Source organism: Nostoc sp. CMAA1605, from assembly GCF_021596505.1.
Classification (GTDB): Bacteria; Cyanobacteriota; Cyanobacteriia; order Cyanobacteriales; family Nostocaceae; genus Trichormus.
On record NZ_PJIZ01000108.1, the window covers coordinates 1 to 17,745 of the forward strand.

General features: G+C 39.6%; 11 protein-coding genes and 4 pseudogenes. 11 read left to right on the plus strand and 4 right to left on the minus strand.

What is annotated here, in order from left to right; all coding sequences use genetic code 11:
* The 3 genes and pseudogenes from CV014_RS25520 to CV014_RS25530 form a co-directional block, all read left to right on the plus strand.
* Positions 1–423 (plus strand): annotated as a pseudogene (locus CV014_RS25520) (winged helix-turn-helix domain-containing protein); the annotation flags it as partial.
* A 191-nt stretch (positions 424–614) separates the two neighbouring features.
* Positions 615–1,145 (plus strand): DUF192 domain-containing protein, encoded by a 531-nt coding sequence (locus tag CV014_RS25525; protein WP_236144580.1) that lies wholly within the window; start codon positions 615–617, stop codon positions 1,143–1,145.
* A 534-nt stretch (positions 1,146–1,679) separates the two neighbouring features.
* Positions 1,680–1,871, plus strand: a complete 192-nt coding sequence (locus CV014_RS25530; RefSeq protein ID WP_103140622.1) for a DUF2949 domain-containing protein — start codon at positions 1,680–1,682, stop codon at positions 1,869–1,871.
* 169 nt (positions 1,872–2,040) lie between these two features.
* On the opposite strand, the pseudogene bchB reads toward CV014_RS25530, so the two are convergent.
* Positions 2,041–3,566: pseudogene (gene bchB / locus CV014_RS25535) on the minus strand (ferredoxin:protochlorophyllide reductase (ATP-dependent) subunit B).
* A gap of 296 nt (positions 3,567–3,862) precedes the next feature.
* Between bchB and CV014_RS30525 the strand changes: the two are divergent.
* Positions 3,863–4,093: pseudogene (locus CV014_RS30525) on the plus strand (hypothetical protein).
* Here the strand turns inward: CV014_RS30525 and CV014_RS25545 are convergent.
* Positions 4,055–6,523 (minus strand): tetratricopeptide repeat protein, encoded by a 2,469-nt coding sequence (locus CV014_RS25545; protein ID WP_236144582.1) that lies wholly within the window; start codon positions 6,521–6,523, stop codon positions 4,055–4,057. The pseudogene CV014_RS30525 and the gene CV014_RS25545 overlap by 39 nt on opposite strands.
* A gap of 233 nt (positions 6,524–6,756) precedes the next feature.
* On the opposite strand from CV014_RS25545, the gene CV014_RS25550 reads away from it, so the two are divergent.
* The 4 genes from CV014_RS25550 (at position 6,757) to CV014_RS25565 (ending at position 9,795) form a co-directional block, all read left to right on the plus strand.
* Positions 6,757–7,425 carry an SMI1/KNR4 family protein gene (locus tag CV014_RS25550; protein ID WP_236144583.1) on the plus strand — a complete coding sequence of 223 codons (669 nt, stop codon included), beginning with the start codon at positions 6,757–6,759 and terminating at the stop codon, positions 7,423–7,425.
* Positions 7,426–7,711: 286 nt separating this feature from the next.
* Positions 7,712–8,641, plus strand: coding sequence for a ferritin-like domain-containing protein (locus tag CV014_RS25555; protein WP_236144584.1), 930 nt, complete (start codon positions 7,712–7,714; stop codon positions 8,639–8,641).
* Between the two features lie 56 nt (positions 8,642–8,697).
* The gene (locus CV014_RS25560; protein ID WP_236144585.1) at positions 8,698–9,441 is read left to right on the plus strand and encodes an isoprenyl transferase; all 744 of its coding nucleotides are present in this window, start codon (positions 8,698–8,700) and stop codon (positions 9,439–9,441) included.
* A 69-nt stretch (positions 9,442–9,510) separates the two neighbouring features.
* A complete protein-coding gene (locus CV014_RS25565; protein ID WP_103136480.1) occupies positions 9,511–9,795 on the plus strand; it encodes a hypothetical protein in 285 nt (94 codons plus the stop codon).
* Between the two features lie 120 nt (positions 9,796–9,915).
* Here CV014_RS25565 and CV014_RS25570 read toward each other — a convergent pair whose 3' ends face one another.
* Complete coding sequence (locus tag CV014_RS25570) at positions 9,916–11,544, minus strand: fasciclin domain-containing protein (protein ID WP_236144589.1); 1,629 nt, start codon at positions 11,542–11,544, stop codon at positions 9,916–9,918.
* A gap of 731 nt (positions 11,545–12,275) precedes the next feature.
* Between CV014_RS25570 and CV014_RS25575 the strand changes: the two genes are divergently transcribed.
* Positions 12,276–13,013 carry a hypothetical protein gene (locus CV014_RS25575; protein WP_236144586.1) on the plus strand — a complete coding sequence of 246 codons (738 nt, stop codon included), beginning with the start codon at positions 12,276–12,278 and terminating at the stop codon, positions 13,011–13,013.
* A gap of 71 nt (positions 13,014–13,084) precedes the next feature.
* Here CV014_RS25575 and CV014_RS25580 read toward each other — a convergent pair whose 3' ends face one another.
* Positions 13,085–15,586, minus strand: a complete 2,502-nt coding sequence (locus CV014_RS25580; RefSeq protein WP_236144587.1) for a C2 family cysteine protease — start codon at positions 15,584–15,586, stop codon at positions 13,085–13,087.
* 273 nt (positions 15,587–15,859) lie between these two features.
* Here CV014_RS25580 and CV014_RS25585 point away from each other — a divergent pair, with 273 nt between their 5' ends.
* Both CV014_RS25585 and CV014_RS25590 read left to right on the plus strand, forming a co-directional pair.
* Entirely contained in the window at positions 15,860–16,627 is a 768-nt protein-coding gene (locus CV014_RS25585) for a DUF1350 family protein (RefSeq protein ID WP_236144588.1), read from the plus strand.
* A 374-nt stretch (positions 16,628–17,001) separates the two neighbouring features.
* A pseudogene (locus CV014_RS25590) lies at positions 17,002–17,745 on the plus strand (response regulator); the annotation flags it as partial.

Below are 17,745 nucleotides of genomic sequence, written 5' to 3' on the forward strand. Positions count from 1 at the left end.
CAGTTGATGATCGGGTAGCTTGTTTAGAAAGCTGGTGCTGATGATTACATTCTCAAACCCTATCGCTCAGAAGAACTTTTTAAAGTTAATTCGGCTTTACCTCAAACCCGATATTGATACCACCGAACAGTTACGTTTTGGTGATCTAATTTTAGATATAGCTAGCCGTCGTGCCATCTACAACGGACGGATAGTTGATTTGACAATGAAAGAATTTGAACTTTTAAAATTCTTAATGGAACATCCCCGCGAAGTCTTAACTCGCGAGCAGATTTAGAAAACGTTTGGGGTTACGACTTCATGGGCGAATCTAACGTCATAGAAGTTTATATTCGCTACTTACGCCTAAAAATCGAAGAAGAAGGACAAAAACGCCTAATTCAAACAGTACGCGGTGTAGGTTACGTACTCAGAGAGTCTTAAATTAGTCAATAGTCAATAGTCAATAGTCAACAGTCAACAGTCAACAGTCAACAGTCACTAGTTTATCTCTCTGCCCCCTGCCCCCTGCCCCCTGCCCCCTGCCCCCTGCCCAATCCCCAGTCCCCAACAAGCAGGCTATTTTTGAAAAATTTCTGTAAAATCGATATCTAAATAACTAAATTAAAAATTGTATGATGCGTTGGTTAAGTTTTTTTCCGATGCTGTTGAGTGTTTTATTAATGGGGTGTTCTGTGCAATCTACTGCTCAATCTCCGACAGCAAACCCTACTCCTACTAACATTCAAACACCAGCATCACTGGGGCAAACATTACCTATTTCTGCTCAAGCAACAGTTCCCAATGGTACCAAGATTGATTTAGAAGTGGCGCGAACACCAGAACAACAACAACTAGGACTGATGTATCGTCCAGCTTTACCCGACAATCGGGGAATGTTATTTGAACTTCCTTCAGCGCAATCAGTACGGTTTTGGATGAAGAATGTACCTGTGGCTTTGGATATGGTTTTTCTACACAATGGTGTAGTTAGATATATTCAAACTGCGGCTCCTCCTTGTCCTAATGAACCTTGTCCTACCTATGGAACTGATGTACCAGTTGATCAGGTGATTGAGTTGCGAGCCGGACGCGCTCAGGAATTAAGTCTGAAGAAAGGAGACAGTATCAAAATTGAATTTTTAAATACTAAGGATTTACCCTAAAAATTCTTGGACTTGCTGATTTCTGTAGGTTCTAGCTCATCAAAATTCATAATCTTTACGTAAAAAATCTATCAAGTATACGTAAAATAATGAATTTTGAGGCTACTATCTAGTATGATGTCAAAAATGTTAAATCTCAAGATTGATCAGGTAGAGTCACAAGCTGGTGAATTTCATTGCCTAATATCTGACTTTTGGCATAAGTGTAATCAGCCACGCATAAGGCACTATAGCTATGGAATCTTAATTATTGAATGTGTAGCCAAACATCACTTCAATAGCCAAGATATCATCCATGCCCCATACTCACTTTGAGTCACAACAATCAGCAGTAAAACATCGCTAGAGCTAATAAAATCTGATTTTATCCCAGTCTATGAGGATAAATAGTTTTATTCTCATAAAAATACCCAAATTGACTAGAGTGTTTATCCGGTAAATGTACATTCACTTGTGAAGTAATAGTTGCAAGGCTACATATCAATGAAAAACCAATACTTAACAGTAAATGCTCAACAAGGAGGTGAGTTACAAATGTCACCATCTACATATTCACGACTAATTCATTTTCTTCAGGAAGATTTATCAATTTCTGCTGCATCTTTAGCGGTGGCGTTGCGACATCGTGAACAAGACCCTGGCCCTCTACCGATGATTCTGTGGCAATATGGTTTGATTACGTTAGAACAACTAGAAAAAATTTATGACTGGCTGGAAACAGCGTAGAATCTGAATTCTCAAAAAGGAGAATCAAATTATGCTATGTCTACTCTGTCTCTTGCTGGGACTGATTGATAGAGAAGCTGTGTCTTGTATTTTCTATTTATTTCCTGACAAATTCTATAAAAGGGCGAGTTAAGTAGTTAACTCGCCCTTTTATTTAATTATGTAAAAATTAAGCTCCGACTGCTTCTTTAGCAGCGTAAAGCACTTCAGCCGATATATCTTTAAAACCGCGATCGCGCGCAAATTTTTCGGTGTTGCGCTTCACTTTCCCCCTGACAAACCCAGGAATTTTATTTAATTCTGCTAAACCATCTTTTGTCCAATTTAAGTCAGATTCCGCAGAAATTCCTTGGTAATGACTTCTTTGGTATCGTGTCCACCAAAGATTTCTAATAGATGATCTTCCATTCCTAAAGTAAAGGAATTGTAAATTAAATCTGTAATCTGGTTTGTCCCTTCATAACCTAAGAATGGTTTATAACCGATGGGGAAATTTTGTACATGAATAGGTGCAGCAATTACACCACAGGGAATATCCAAGCGTTTCCCAACGTGGCGTTCCATTTGTGTCCCGAAAATGGCGGAGGGTTCAACACGGGCGATCGCATCTCCGATTATGCCATGATCATCGGTAATTAGAATCTCATCGCAATATTCGCTGACTTGTTCTCTGAACCAATCAGCATCATATTTGCAGTATGTCCCCGCCCAGACAACATGAATTCCCATTTCCCGTGACAAAATCTTAGTCATAGCCGCAGCGTGGGTACTGTCACCAAAGACTACAGCTTTTTTCCCTGTCAAGTTTTGACAGTCAATGGAACGGGAGAACCAAGCAGCTTGGGAGACATACAGGGTTTGTTCGTTGATATATTCTTCATAGTCAACGTTCGCGCCTTGTTCGTTGATTACCTGCTGAATTTTACGGATACATCTAGCAGTTTCTACTACACCCATCGGGGTAATATCTATATAAGGTGTACCAAACTCAGCTTGTAGATAATTAGCTGTCATTGAGCCTAGTTCCCGATAAGGGACGAGGTTAAACCAAGCTTTTGGTAAGTTTTTCAACTCATGGACTGACGCGCCTTCAGGAATGACGGCGTTTACCTCAATTCCCAAATCAGCCATGAGCTTTTTGAGTTCTGTACAGTCGTGGTTATTGTGGAAACCCAGGGTAGAAATACCGATGATGTTAACTGAGGGTTTTGCGGTTTTGCTGCTGGGGAGTTCGCCTTTTTTACGGGCTTTCTCAATGTAGTATTGTACGATTTGGACGAGAGTGCGATCGCCTGCTTGCAGTTCATTAACGCGGTAGTGGTTAACATCTGCTAACAGTACGTCACATTTGGCTTCTATTTGCGCCCGTTCGACAAAATTGTGCAGGTCTTCTTGCAAAATACTAGAGGTACAAGTAGGAGTTAACACAATTAAATCTGGGTGTTCCTCTGCATCTTTGCGGGTGATGTTATTAACCACCTTTTCTTGAGAACCGCGCGCCAAAACGTTGCGGTCAACTACACTGGCTGTAACTGGGGTAAAGTCCCTTTCCCGCGATAACATGGAGCGCATGACGTTAAAGTAATCATCGCCCAAAGGCGCGTGCATAATAGCGTGGACGTTTTTAAAAGAACTAGCGATTCTTAGAGTACCGATATGGGCTGGGCCTGCATACATCCAGTAAGCCAATTTCATTAATATCTTCTCCTAAATGGGGATTGGGGATTGGGGACTGGGGACTGGGGACTGGGTAGAGAACAATAAAAATAATCTTTTACTTTTTGCCTTTTGCCTTTTTTAATGTGGCGATTGTGAGAAACTACTTCCTGATTATGATTCAGTTGGCACTTGAAACAACTTCATAGGTTTTAAATTACATGAATCTTAAAGTTCAGTAAATTTTGTTATCAATGCTGGGTTGTCAAGATGTAATAAAATATGAGCCAGGAATACAAGTTATAGCAATATAATCACGGACGAAAAGTAAAGCTATGCAAGCTAAAGTTCAGGAACAACTTTCTATTGTTGATGCAGAAATTATTTTAGAGCGTCTACCTGAGCGTATTCGAGCTGCTTTAATTGCTCGTGCTACTGAAATTGAGTACCCTATTGAAGCAGTTATTGAAATGGCGTTCACGTAGTGTGTCTGAAAGAGAATCGCTAGTTTTCTAGACTCAGAAGCGTTAGGTTTTGCAGATTGCAAACCCGGACGCGGAATTTGAAATTTTGTCAACTTGCTTGGGAGCTTTTATTTCCGTAAATAGCTGCTTGGCTTGGTTAAAATTTATTTCACTTTCAGTATGATTGGACATTTTTTGATATGTTAAGCCTAGTTGAAAATAGGCTGCTGCTAGGTCACATTTAGCACCAATTTTTTCTAATAGTTCGATGGCTTCATAGTGTTGAGTTAAGGCTAGTTGATAATCCGCTTGTTGGCGATAGATTTCTGCTAGACTACTCAATGTTTTTGCTTTAACTTGCATATAATGACTGGCTTCAGCAAAGGTCAAGGCTTGCTGAAATATTTCTGTAGCTTTGGTAAAATCTCCAAGGTTGATGTAAGTTTGACCCAAGATTTGCATGAAATAAGCAAATCTACCAGTTTTTACTAGTTTTTCCTGTGTAATATTTTGATAAGCTACATCTGCTAAGGCGAAAGCAACATCATTCAAGCCTAAATGGGAATTCACTAAGGCTAAACAGACTGAAGCTTTTTCAGCCCAGCTATGATGGGCGGTATTTTGTGCTAAATAAATTACTTGTTGAAATAAATCGGCGGCTGTTTCTAGTTCCCACAAATCTATTTTATAAAGACCAATGCTTAAGAGCGAATCTACTTCTAACATTCTCAGATAGTAGACTTTGTGTTGATTTTCTGGTTGGGGTACAAGAGATTTGAGGGCTTGTGTGGCTAAATTAATGGTTTGTTCTTGACAGGTTATGGCTTGGCTAATCTTGCCTGTAATCCAATATAAATCACCTAATATATTGTATAGTTCAATAAGATTATGCTCAGACTCAATATTATTGATGACTTGATTAATTGCAGTTAATATCGGTTGAGTAAATCCCATACGATACAATGTACTACCCAGAGGTAGGAACTGTTGCCATTGATTATTGCGACTTTTGAGAATCACTTTACCGGCTAACTCAAAGGCGTTAATTTCTATGTAGTGATAATAGGCTTCTAGAGCCTGTAAAGCATCTGGAAATGTGGCTATTTCGGTGACGCTAGCTGTCCAAAATTCGGCGGCTTTGTGGTTAGTGATTTCCCAATCATCGCTATGGCGTAAACGCGCGATCGCTTCGGCTCGAATTACTGGATGTAGCCAATATTCTCCTTGCTCACACTCGATTAAAGAGCGATTTCTCAGGGAAGTAATAATCTGACGATGTTCGGTTTTTGGTACATCCCATAGTAAACAAAATAGTCCCGACGAGGGAATTTTGGGGATATCTTGATAACGGTAACAACCCAAACGACACAGCAGGCGATAAGCTTGCAAATCAAGGTTTTGCAAGCGATTAATTTGACTGACGGCTAAATTTTTTAAGTCGGTTGCTGCCAAAGGATCTGTGTGATTTTCTTGCCAATATAAAGTCAAATCACCACCAAAATCTTCTTGAATTGCACCGCAAATAATGCCCATTGCTTTAGCATTACCGCCATAGGTATGATGTATTTGCTGTAATGTGGGCGTGTCGATAATTAAGCCTCGGTGACTAAAAAATTTCAGCCATGCACTTTGGTCTAAACTCGGCAGTCGATAGTGATGTATATTAATTCCAGGTTCACACAGGCGATCGCGGCTAGTGATTAGAGTCACAGATTGCACCCGCACATCAGCCAAAACCCGCAACAATTCGACATAACTGCGGTGAGGCGCAATCAATTTTCCTTGATGATCTAATGCTGGTTCTAAATTATCAATTAACACCCCGACTCGTCGGTGATGGAGTTGGCGTTTGAGTCTTCCCAATGTCACCCCAAATTCTACCCCTGGTTCTTCTCCAAAGTCTTGTTTTAGCCACTCCTCCACCACCCGTTCCACTGAGGTAATATTTTGGGTTTCCTTCGCCATTAATAGTTCTAAAACCAAGTCAAAACCCTGATTTTGCAGATATTGCTGGGCGAGAGTCGTCTTACCTAACCCTCCCTCACCCTGGATAACAATTACCTTCGCGCCTTGATTTACCAAAGTATTGAGGTGAGCGATCGCGTCTTGTCGTCCGATAAAATTAGTATCTTCTAGTGTTGAGACAGTTTGTAAGCCTAACCCCCCTAACCCCCCTTCCCTGCAAGGGAATGGGGGAAAATTACTCCCCTCGCCTTGTAGGAGAGGGGTAGGGGGAGAGGTTAAGCAAAAAGTATGGGAGATAGCAGAAGTTTTCCTCAGAACTCGTTCTAAAGTAGTGCGACAATTGCTTTTAGTAATCTTCTGTCGCAAAACCTGAGAAAGTAACTTCCATAATTGTGAACCGACATCCTTAACGTGTCCTTCTGTACAACCGTAACTACGGGCGATATCTAAATATTTTCTACCCAACCAAACCTGCTGAAGAATCACTTTTTGCAAATCGCTCAATCTTTCCCCAGTTTGAGCAGGAATGATGCTTTCTAACCATGCTAATGCTGCTTCAGCGTTCATTGTGTAACGATGAGGGTAGTTAGATTTTACAACTATAGATTAATCTACAGTTTTTCTATCCCAACTTTCGGATAAGTTTCTATAAATCCGACTTTTTACCCGACTTTTTTGATCTAAGCTGCAAGCATGAGGTTAAACTGACAAAGGCAACCTCCGTAGTAAAATAATTGCTGGCTGAGGAGACAGGTTTTGTTTATATAAAATTACTTTAGTTCGGAAAGTGTGAGCGTAAAATGTCAGAACTAACTGAAGGACTGGAAAGAATTCATACGTGGTTTAAAAAAAATATGCCTGAGCGAATTTCTTCTCTAGCTTCAGGGCTTTCGCGTGAAGAGATTGAACAAAGTACCAGATTTCTGCCATTCAAACTACCTGAAGAAGTTTACGAACTTTATCAATGGCGTAATGGTTCGTCAGGATATACATTCCTATTTGAAAATTATGAATTCATGTCTTTGAATGCAGCTATAAGTAATTACCGTGAGCAAATGGGTGAAATTAGTTATTACGAGCGTGAAGAAGCTTACTGGTTTGAACATAGTTTCCCTATTTTCCAGCTTTGGTGTAATGGCGGTGTTGTTTATTCGGTTGCACCTAATTCACAGAGAAATAGCGTAATACGTATATACGACTGTGAATGTAATGACTATTCACTGCGTTACTACAATTTGACTAATTTAATTTTGCATAGCGCAGATTGGTATGAAGCAGCTTACTTTGTGAAGCAGGAAAACGCCTGGGATATTGTAAATGAAGAAATGAAATGTTTGCTTGATGTTAAATATATGGCAAGAGATTATCTCTCAGACTCAATTGCCCGAAAAGGAGCAGCAGTTTCAAGAATATGCGAGGAAATATATCAGCGTTATATTGATGGCGATATTTCGTTACTCGACACCTAGAACATTTGAGATAAATTTCATCCAAATGAAGCCACAAACTCTGGTTGATATTGCTGTAACCAGTGCATAATTCTTGCTAATGCGTTGGTTAATGCTGTCATAAAATTTCAAAGTTTAAGATAAGTTATGAATTGCATATTTGTAACCTAAATTAACACACCAAATAAATCCGACTTTTGCGCCGACTTTAGCAACTGCATCATATCAAACTACCGACTTTCACCGACTGACAAACACAGGTGCGATCGCTTAGGCTATTGGGCGTAGAGTTAAAAGTATAAAAAACATGGTGAATACTACCACCCCATTAGCAGAAGACTTGGCAGGCCAAAGCTATACCAGTCCTAGCTACTGGCAAATACAGCAGCGTCTACGCTCACTGATAGATAATTATGTAGCTACCGAAAAACTACAAGAACGCTTAGAAGATTTACCTACGCAATTTACCAATCATCAAGTCCGCCCTTGGAAACATATTGATTGGCAAGCCATCAACCGTAATCAAATTATCGGCGTAGATCCAGAAGTATTTTTATCCATCTTAATAGGTGCATTAGATACAGAAGCCCCGATTCGCGGCTACACCCAAACCAGTCGCCAGTATTTAGAACAATTACATCCCCATATGGCGCGCGTAGTCGGTGGAACAGTCGGTGAAGATGGCGAACTCAAAGAAATCGGCCTATGGGAGAAAGAAGAACGTCAACACACCCCCGCCTTACTCAAAGTTTACACTCAACTCACAGGCGAAAAAATCATCCCCAAACTCCGCACAGTTAGGGGCTACCTACCCACAGATGACCCCCAAGAAGACCTATATCGCCACGGTTTACACCGCGTCGCCACGGAATACGGTGCAACCTGTCTTTACCTGTGGATGATGGCACACACCACAGGCGCACTCCAAGACGTTTTAGAAGAACTCACCAAAGACGAAGTTAACCACATGACCAAATTTTGGGGTTTTGGAGTTTGGGCGTATCCTGACACCGGACTCATCCGCATTACCAGAACCTTAATTAAAACCCGTTCCCAAAACTATGAGCGCAATAACCTGATGCGTACCCTGCGCCGCATGATGAATACCCTCAATTGGAAAGGCTGGACACTCACCAACAAAGCCACCCTCCTGTTCACCTTTACCTACACCATGCACCACCTTTGGAAATGGCACAACACTCTAACACCCCAATACCTACAAAACCTCTTTGAATAACTCTTTGCGTCTCTGCGCCTCTGCGTGAACTTTAAATAAATCCTCTGATTAACACCATGAATTTACCCTTAGAATTAGACCCCCAAAAACTCCCCCAACACATAGCCATCATCATGGATGGTAATGGTAGATGGGCAAATAGCCGAGGACTACCCCGCATAGCCGGACATCGCCAAGGTGCAAGAACCCTCAAAGAAATCTTACGCTGTTGCAAAGACTGGGGAATTAAAGCCCTCACCGCCTACGCCTTCTCCACCGAAAATTGGCAACGTCCCATAGAAGAAGTAGACTTTTTGATGCTCTTATTTGAGCGATTACTGCGTCGCGAATTAGCCGAAATGCACCGAGAAGGAGTGAGAATTTCTTTCATTGGTGATTTGTCACCCTTACCCCCATCTCTGCACACAGAAATCACAAATTCAATGGCAGAGACAGCAAAGAATCAAGAAATTCACTTTACTCTTGCCGTCAATTACGGTAGTCGTAACGAAATTACTAGAGCCTGTCTTCAAATAGCGGAACTTGTAGAACAGGGTAAACTCAACGCAGCCGACATTAATGAAAATTTAGTAGAACAACATCTGTACACGGCAAATACTCCCGCACCAGATTTGCTAATTCGCACTAGTGGAGAGATGCGGTTGAGTAATTTTCTCTTGTGGCAAATGGCGTATACAGAAATGTATTTTACTGATATTTTTTGGCCTGATTTTAATCGAGAAGCACTGTATAAAGCTTTACTCAGTTATCAACAACGCGATCGCCGTTTTGGTAAAGTTAAACCCTTACTCTCAGCTTAACTTTTTCAATCATCAAAAAAACAAGGCTCAACAACCAATCCCGAAACTGATAACTTAACAGGAGAAACTATGCAAACTATACTTTTAAGCAGCGAAGAAGTTGGTAAACGTGCCAGAGAATTATATGAAAATAATATCCGTCAGCAAGTAGAAACAGAAGAAAACATCGGTAAAATGGTGATTATTGATATAGAAACTGGTGAATATGCAGTTGATAAAACAGGTATAGAATCAGCGAATTATTTACGCAAAAAGAACCCATTAGCTCGACTGTTTGGTATTCGCATTGGTTATAAAGTCGCAGCTTCTTTTAATGGTGACATGGAGCGTGACTATCAGTGGTTTAATGGCTGATCATCAACCTATACCTAAAGAAGTTTTCTAGTGTTGATCCTGAAATCGTAGCGATCGCTCCCATTCTCCACAGGTGTAAAATAACTATGAGTGGCTAAGAAGCGATCGCAGTAACATAAATTAGAAGTTGAAACCTACGCCCAACAACAAACCGACATCAGTTTCATCAACAAAAGCTGCATTTACAGCACCCGTGAGGGTAAAACGATTTCCCAAGGGAACATCTACACCACCAGTTAACAGCAACCCAATATCAGTATCATTGCTAGCTTCAATAGCCACACCAGCACCAACATAAGGGGATACAGAAAACTGCTGTACAACACCAGGTTCTACCTCACGGGGCGCAAAATCATAAGTCAAGGGTACGAGAAATACGGTATCGTCCCCAAACACTACCGATGGACGCACTGATACAGTCCGAGTTAGACCGATTTTACTGATAGCCGCAAAGTTACTTTCACTCAACGCTGTATCACCGCCTAAGCCGATATTACCCGCTACACCAACATAACTAGAACCGCCACGGGTAGCCCTTCCTGGTGTGACATCAGGGGTTTGTGCTTGATTATTGGGTGGTTGTGGCTGTTGACTAGTCAGATTTGGTGGAATCAGAACTTGGTTAATGGGATAGATGACTCCGTTACTCGCTTGAATATTGGGCTGAATCACTCGCGCTTCATTGACTGCGATTTGATTATTTGCACTATCAACTCGAATATTCACGGGTGAATTTTCCACGGTTTTTAATTCCCCAGATGAGAGTTGATTCGCCGTCACCTGTCCAGGAACTACGTGATAGCGCAATATCTGCACCAATAATTCTTTATTTTGGGGTTGTTGTAACTGTTCTAAAGTCCCAGCCGGTAAAGCTGCAAAGGCCTCGTTAGTAGGTGCAAACACTGTATAAGGGCCTGGCTGTTGCAAGATATCTGTTAAACCTGCTGTCTTGAGTAAAGAAGTTAAGGTGCTAAAGGAATTACTAGACGCAGCTACAGAAACGATGTCATTCCCTGTTTGAGTATTACCAGTTCCCTGGCTGACTACTACATAGTTAGAAGCTGCAACATTTGTAGCTAGAGGTTGCAACTGTCCCTGACGCACTAAAGCTTGATACAACAGTGCGGCTGCTTCTGCACGGGTGAGAGACTGTTGGGGATTAAGTTGTCGAACATCGGGATAGTTCACTACCATGTTGGCTTGTGTTGCTGCCGCTACACCATTTACAGCATAATTAGGGATAGCAGAAGCATCTGCATAGTAGGTAGCTACCACATCTGATGCAGAGTTGCTATTTTGTAAGCCTAAACCACTAGCTAAAGCTGCGATCGCCTGTACTCTAGGAATCTGTTGATTAGGTAAAAACACATCCCCTGGGTAGCCAGCCATAAATCCAGTTTCGTAAGCCTCTCTAATTGCAGCATTCGCCCAGTAATTGGACGGAACATCTGTAAATCCGCTTGCACTTAATTGTCTGACTGGTTGTTGGTTAAAGGCTTTCTGAATCATGGTGGCGAATTCCGCCCGACTCACCGATTGGTTCGGCTTAAATGTGCCATCAGGAAAACCTGCAATAATATTTCTTTCCGCTAAAGCTTGAATAAATGGACTCGCCCAAGAATCTGCACCAACATCACTAAATCTGGGAGCTACAGTTGTTGAAGGAACAGTATCTTGAGCTAAAGCGACTGTAGAAATCATCACAGGAGAAATTGTTGCAGCTGCTACTCCTAAAGCTAGCAATTTCATACTGAATGATGACCAAGATAAGAGATGATTCACAGATGTATCCTCCAGAAAAATTAATTTCTCTCTAAGTTGATGTATGGTTTTTAGGAAAATATTTCAGGGTAACTCAATCAAAAAATATCTATTTGATGATAAAGATATGTTTGAAATTAGCTTTTAAATCAATCATGATCCCTAGCTAAACACCCTTAATTAAACTCACAATTTAAGACAAAAATAATTTAGATGCTTCTTCATCAGATCATTGGTTTAAATGCCTTTTGGTTAATGAAAACACTGCTAAAACACTGTGATTGAGATGAAAACAGTGTTTTGTATCAAAGTAATTTATCTTTGATAACTCTCATTTTTCACTGATGAGTCCTAATCAACAACTAGCTAAAGGTGAAAATGCGTGGTAAACACTTTCATCCTTTAGATAGTTGATCACATCTATCTAAGATTAATTAGTAGTAAGACATTCCCAGATTTTATCCAGCACTAGATATGACAAAAATCATTTTTTATTCTCTATTGAAATATTAAATGTCTCCACCTCATTAGGGCTTAAATCTTAGTATCTTGGGAAAATGAAGTAACTTTTAACACATCAAGGGTATCAATTAACACATAAAAATATATTTTTTCGATGAAAATTAACTAAAGTAAAAAAACAAATATTTTATTTATGTCATTAGCCATATATAACTTTGGTTGCTATATTGTATGAAATAATCACTATCCTGGTGAAAATGGGGAAAACTGTGCGTAATGATTTGCAAGGCTTAGAGATTAGTCAAAAGGAACTGCAAAAGTTAACTAATTTGCCTGTAAAGGATGAACTGCTCATCATCATTAATCCCTTAAAAGAGATAGGTAAAACTATTGTACAAAAAATTAAAGGTTCGGAAGGAGCTACAGTCCTTTTTATCAGCTTTTCTATCGCCGTCCTGACTTATTTAATACTAGATGTTTTAATTAAGCTATTTGCTAATTGGATTAGTATTCCAGCGTGGATGTTATTAATAATACTATGTTTTTTGGGCGGAGGAATTACACAATGTAGTTTATACTACTGGTGGCAGAAAAGACTCAAAACCCTCAAAGGGAGTATGACCCATTCGCTCCAAATTCTTTTAAATGATGTTGATAGATATAATGCTGTAATTAAAGCTATAGATATTAACGATCAAATAGAAGATGCAGGTAATCCAGAAGTGAATATCAAAGAAAGAGCAAAAGTAATTGCTGCTTTGAAACTCACAAGAGATGATTTAGTCAGAGCCTTAAAAACAGAAAGAATCTTGCGAGAAAATAAAAACTTTATTCTGGGTAATACAGAATTATTTGTGAATAATTTAGCAACTTTAGCCGCGATGCAAGTTACAGAACAAGCAACTGAGCATGGCAAATTATTAAATGAAGCATTACAGATTGCTTTAGATGTGCAGCAGGAAATGAAAAGTTTACAAAGTCAGTCAAATACATAAAAATCAAGAGACGTTGCATTGCAACGCCTCTATCTATATTCACTATCTATATTCAACAGTGGTGAATCAGCTTAGGCTGATTTATCCCAGCCTCGGAAATTCCTTACTAGTTCACTAAATGTCAAATCTAAAAAGCCATTTTTGAATACAAACTGACTATCATATCCACCGTTTGTACCCCAAGGGTTAAAAAGCCTAAATTTCTGTGTAGAGGAATCATACCCTACTAAAACATATGCGTGCTGAGATACGATATTGTTAGCAACTCCTGTTGTCTTAGAGCTAAAAGTAATCATTTTTCCTTGGTTGAAACCAGTAACAATGGCATTCATATCATAACTGTCTAGACTATCATATTGGGTGATTAAACCTGTAATGTCAGTCATAGCGTAGCCAGTATACCCACCATTAATTGCTTGATATGAATTGCGCCTATCTTGACTACCAGGCCCCATTGTCCATCCTGATTCATTAATTTGAGCATAAGCTTTTTCTGCTAGAGCTACCCATAACTCATTGTTAGGATTATCGTATTTTGCTCCGAATTTTGCGTAAGCTATAGTTCCATCGGATAAAGTCCCTAAAAATTTGTCAACGGTGACAAAATCGGCAACACCTTTGTTATAAAAACGCACTGTGAAAGTGTTATCGCCATTATCAATGAACATACTTTGAATAACATTAGGTGTGCGTAATGCGGTAGCAGCTAAACCAGCCAGAAAATAGCAATCACCCAATACACCTTGATTCACATCTTCATAACTAATGCCATTTTGGAAGAGACTACCTTTGACTTCTCTATAGGTTAAACTAGTAGATGTTAATTGTGGGCGATCGCTGCCAAAAAACCATTTACTCAATAACCTTTCTAATTGCGTTGCACTACTACCTGAAAATAAATTACCAATCCCAGACGTGATATTAGCTACATCACCAATCACAACTTTATTCGATAAGACTCTTACATGGTCTTGCATCGTAAAAAGGCTAGCATTACTAAGAATCACTTTTAAATCAGATAATTCATTGCTATCAACTACACTATTATCTTTTGCATCTCTCAAGATATTTATCATATCTTGACGGCTCAAATTACCATCTATAGATAAATTTCGAGCGATGTTAATGATTTGTTGATCTTTTAAGTTTTGGGTAAACCAATCAATAACTGTGAATATTTTCTCCACAACTGGACTAATATTATTAGCCTTATCGACTGCAAAAGCGCGGAGAGTATAGTTACCCGCTACCAAATTCAAACCAGATAAAGATAAACTGTGTGTGAAACTTCCCCATGCAGTATTAGAACTATTCACCACAATACGGGTGATATCATTCGCTACAGCATTAATTAATTTACCATTCTGGAAGATTTGCAAATCGATGCCAGAAATATCACTAGCACCGTTACTATCAAACACTTGACCACTACTAATATTGAGTGTACCTGTTGTAGTAATGTTAGGATTATCAATGTTAAATGAGAGTGAATTGGGTGCAATATTTGGAGGAGTAACTGTAAATTGCTTTTCCACAACTGGACTAATATTATTAGCCTTATCGACTGCAAAAGCGCGGAGAGTATAGTTACCCGCTACCAAATTCAAACCAGATAAAGATAAACTGTGTGTGAAACTTCCCCATGCAGTATTAGAACTATTCACCACAATACGGGTGATATCATTCGCTACAGCATTAATTAATTTACCATTCTGGAAGATTTGCAAATCGATGCCAGAAATATCACTAGCACCGTTACTATCGAATACTTGACCACTACTAATATTGAGTGTGCCTGTTGTAGTAATGTTAGGATTATCGATGTTAAATGAGAGTGAATTGGGTGCAATATTTGGAGGGTTAACTGTAAATTGCTTCTCCACAACTGCGCTAGTATTATTACCTTTATCCAGTGCGATCGCCCAAAGGCTATAATTACCTGGTTGCAGATTTAGACTAGCAAGTGATACATCATAAGTAAACCCACTCCAACGGGAATCAGAACTACTGGGAGTGAATTTGATGGCATCACTAATTTCAATAAACGCACCATTACTTTGTTTAATACGAAAGTCAACTGCACTTAAATCAGAAAAACCATCTGCATCATAAACAGCACCACCATTGATGCTTAAATTATCTGTAGGTTTTAGATTAGAATTATTCAGATTAAATTGTAATTGCGTCGGTAGAGCATTGGCTGTCAAACTAAGGTTGTAGTTTGTACCGCTAAAAGCAGAACCTATTCCTGGAAAAACCCGAACAAAATAATTTCCCGCATCTAAGGTAGTTCTGATTGCTTCATTAGCAATTCCTGATATATTGCCACTAGCAATAATTTCGCTAGAGCTATCAACAACACTATTTAAGTTAACATCGCGAATAATTTGGACATCTGCATTTGTATTTAAACCACCGAGATTGAGGTTGAAACTACTACGACTACTTAGACTAAAACTGTAAAAATCATTTAAATCAGTCCCACCGACAAAATCAGAAAATGTCTGTGTTGTAGCTGTCGGGTTGATTCGTCTTGCATTAGCCAACGTATTACCAGCATTATCGAGTGGCATATGTATTCCTAATTACTGTGATTTAAAACGACAAATCCTGTAAATAAGGCTTTCCATAAAGACTTATATTTAAATACTGGTATTTTTTATGCCTAATGCTCCACTGTAAGATTGCTGCTTTTTTTATTGAAAAACAGGTGAAGTTACAAGCTTTTTTTATGAAGAAATCAAAGTTACTGAGTTTTTTCTGACCGACTCTGGTGAAGCTGATGTCTAATAATCAGTTCAGGGTCTAACATAAATTAAGTGTGATTAGAGCGATCGCCTACAGGCATGGATTGGAAAGAAATTAGAGGAAACTGGGTATTGATTCCCCCAAACCCCGTGGGTATCATTCATTTCTTGGGAGGTGCATTTGTAGCTACCGCACCTCACCTCACTTATCGATGGCTACTAGAACAAATAGCAGCTAAAGGATATGTGATTATCGCTACACCTTTTGTTAACACTTTAGATCATATTGCGATCGCCAAAACTGTACTACTCAATTTTGATCGCACCCTAGAAAGATTGCATGACTCTGGCGCACTCCGCAAAGCTTACCTCCCCACCTATGGACTCGGACATAGTATGGGTTGTAAGCTTCATTTGCTCGTTGGTAGTCTATTTCCCGTCGAACGCGCAGGCAATATTTTAATATCTTTCAATAACTACGCCGCCAAAGACGCGATTCCCCTTGTGGAGCAGTTTAATTCAGCGTTGACAATTGAATTTACCCCCTCACCCTCAGAAACCAACAAAATAGTCCAGGAAGGCTATAAAATCCGCCGTAATTTACTCATTAAATTTCAGAATGATAACCTTGACCAATCTACTATTTTAACCAAAATCTTAAAGGCGCGTTTTCCTGAGATGGTGACAGCGCAAATCCTCCCAGGAAATCACACCACACCACTAGGCCAAGACATCAAATGGCAAACCGGCTCATCCTTCACCCCTTTAGACGCTCTAGGACAGTGGTTTCGACAAGAAGTATATCGTGACCTCAACCAGTTAAAGAACTCCCTGCTGTTGTGGTTGAATCCCCTTTCGCCACCGTAGGGATTGGGCAGGGGGCAGGGGGCAGGGGGCAGGGGGCAGGGGGCAGGGAGATAAACTAATGACTAATGACTAATGACTAATGACTATTGACTAATGACTATTGACCAAATTTGATTCAAGCGATGGATAATTAGATATGGTGAGTATTATTTTTCTATAGATAATACTTATCCACATATAGGATTCCTATTTGATTTTTGAAAAGAACTCAGTACACTTTAATTCCTTCTTACCTGTTCCCTGTTCCCTGTTCCCTGTTCCCTTCCTACGCAAATGATTTCAGGAATCAAAGCGGATTCCTATATTAATCTTGACAATATTTTTAATTTCTATTGGTAATAACTAACTATTAATAACCTTGTCCATAACCACCGATGTTCAAAATACTTGTCATTGATGATGATCTATCTATCCAGATACTACTTAAAAGAATCTTACAAAAACAGGGTTATGAGGTAGTTGCTGTTAATAATGGTGAAGAAGGAATCGCTCAAGCTGTGGCTCATCATCCAGCTTTAATTATTTGTGATTGGATTATGCCAGGCTTGAATGGACTAGAAGTTTGTCATCGCATCAAAAATGACCCTAATCTATCAACTACCTTCTTTATTTTACTAACATCTCTAGATTCGGTAGCCGATCGCGTCAAAGGTTTAGATGCTGGTGCTGATGACTTTATCACTAAACCGATTGAACAACACGAATTGAAAGCCAGAGTCAGAGCAGGTTTGAGACTACATCAAGCAAGTCGAGATTTGCAAACTCAAAAACTGCTTTTAGAAGAACAACTGACAGAAGCGGCTGAATATGTGCGATCGCTGCTTCCAGAACCGATGAGTCAACCTTTCACCATCAACTCTCGATTTATTCCCTCTCGTCAACTAGGTGGCGACTGTTTTGATTACTACTGGCTAGATAATGAGGCATCGCTATTTATCTTACTAGACACAGCAGGCCACGGACTCAAAGCCACATCCCTTCTATTTCTGTCCTCAATCTTTACGTTCACGCGCTCTTAAAGGACTCAATTACTATCAACCTAGTGATGTCCTCAAAGCTTTAAATGAAACATTTCAAATGAATTATCAAAATGATAAATACTTTACTATTTGGTATGG

Bases quoted from the DNA above. Each gene is read 5' to 3' on its own strand.
- CV014_RS25565 (WP_103136480.1), top strand. From the start codon at position 9,511: ATGCAAACTATACTTTTAAGCAGCGAAGAAGTTGGTAAACGTGCCAGA.
- CV014_RS25575 (WP_236144586.1), top strand. From the start codon at position 12,276: ATGGGGAAAACTGTGCGTAATGATTTGCAAGGCTTAGAGATTAGTCAA.
- CV014_RS25530 (WP_103140622.1), top strand. From the start codon at position 1,680: ATGTCACCATCTACATATTCACGACTAATTCATTTTCTTCAGGAAGAT.
- CV014_RS25570 (WP_236144589.1), bottom strand. From the start codon at position 11,544: ATGAAATTGCTAGCTTTAGGAGTAGCAGCTGCAACAATTTCTCCTGTG.
- CV014_RS25555 (WP_236144584.1), top strand. From the start codon at position 7,712: ATGGTGAATACTACCACCCCATTAGCAGAAGACTTGGCAGGCCAAAGC.
- CV014_RS25545 (WP_236144582.1), bottom strand. From the start codon at position 6,523: ATGAACGCTGAAGCAGCATTAGCATGGTTAGAAAGCATCATTCCTGCT.
- CV014_RS25560 (WP_236144585.1), top strand. From the start codon at position 8,698: ATGAATTTACCCTTAGAATTAGACCCCCAAAAACTCCCCCAACACATA.
- CV014_RS25585 (WP_236144588.1), top strand. From the start codon at position 15,860: ATGGATTGGAAAGAAATTAGAGGAAACTGGGTATTGATTCCCCCAAAC.
- CV014_RS25525 (WP_236144580.1), top strand. From the start codon at position 615: ATGATGCGTTGGTTAAGTTTTTTTCCGATGCTGTTGAGTGTTTTATTA.
- CV014_RS25550 (WP_236144583.1), top strand. From the start codon at position 6,757: ATGTCAGAACTAACTGAAGGACTGGAAAGAATTCATACGTGGTTTAAA.
- CV014_RS25580 (WP_236144587.1), bottom strand. From the start codon at position 15,586: ATGCCACTCGATAATGCTGGTAATACGTTGGCTAATGCAAGACGAATC.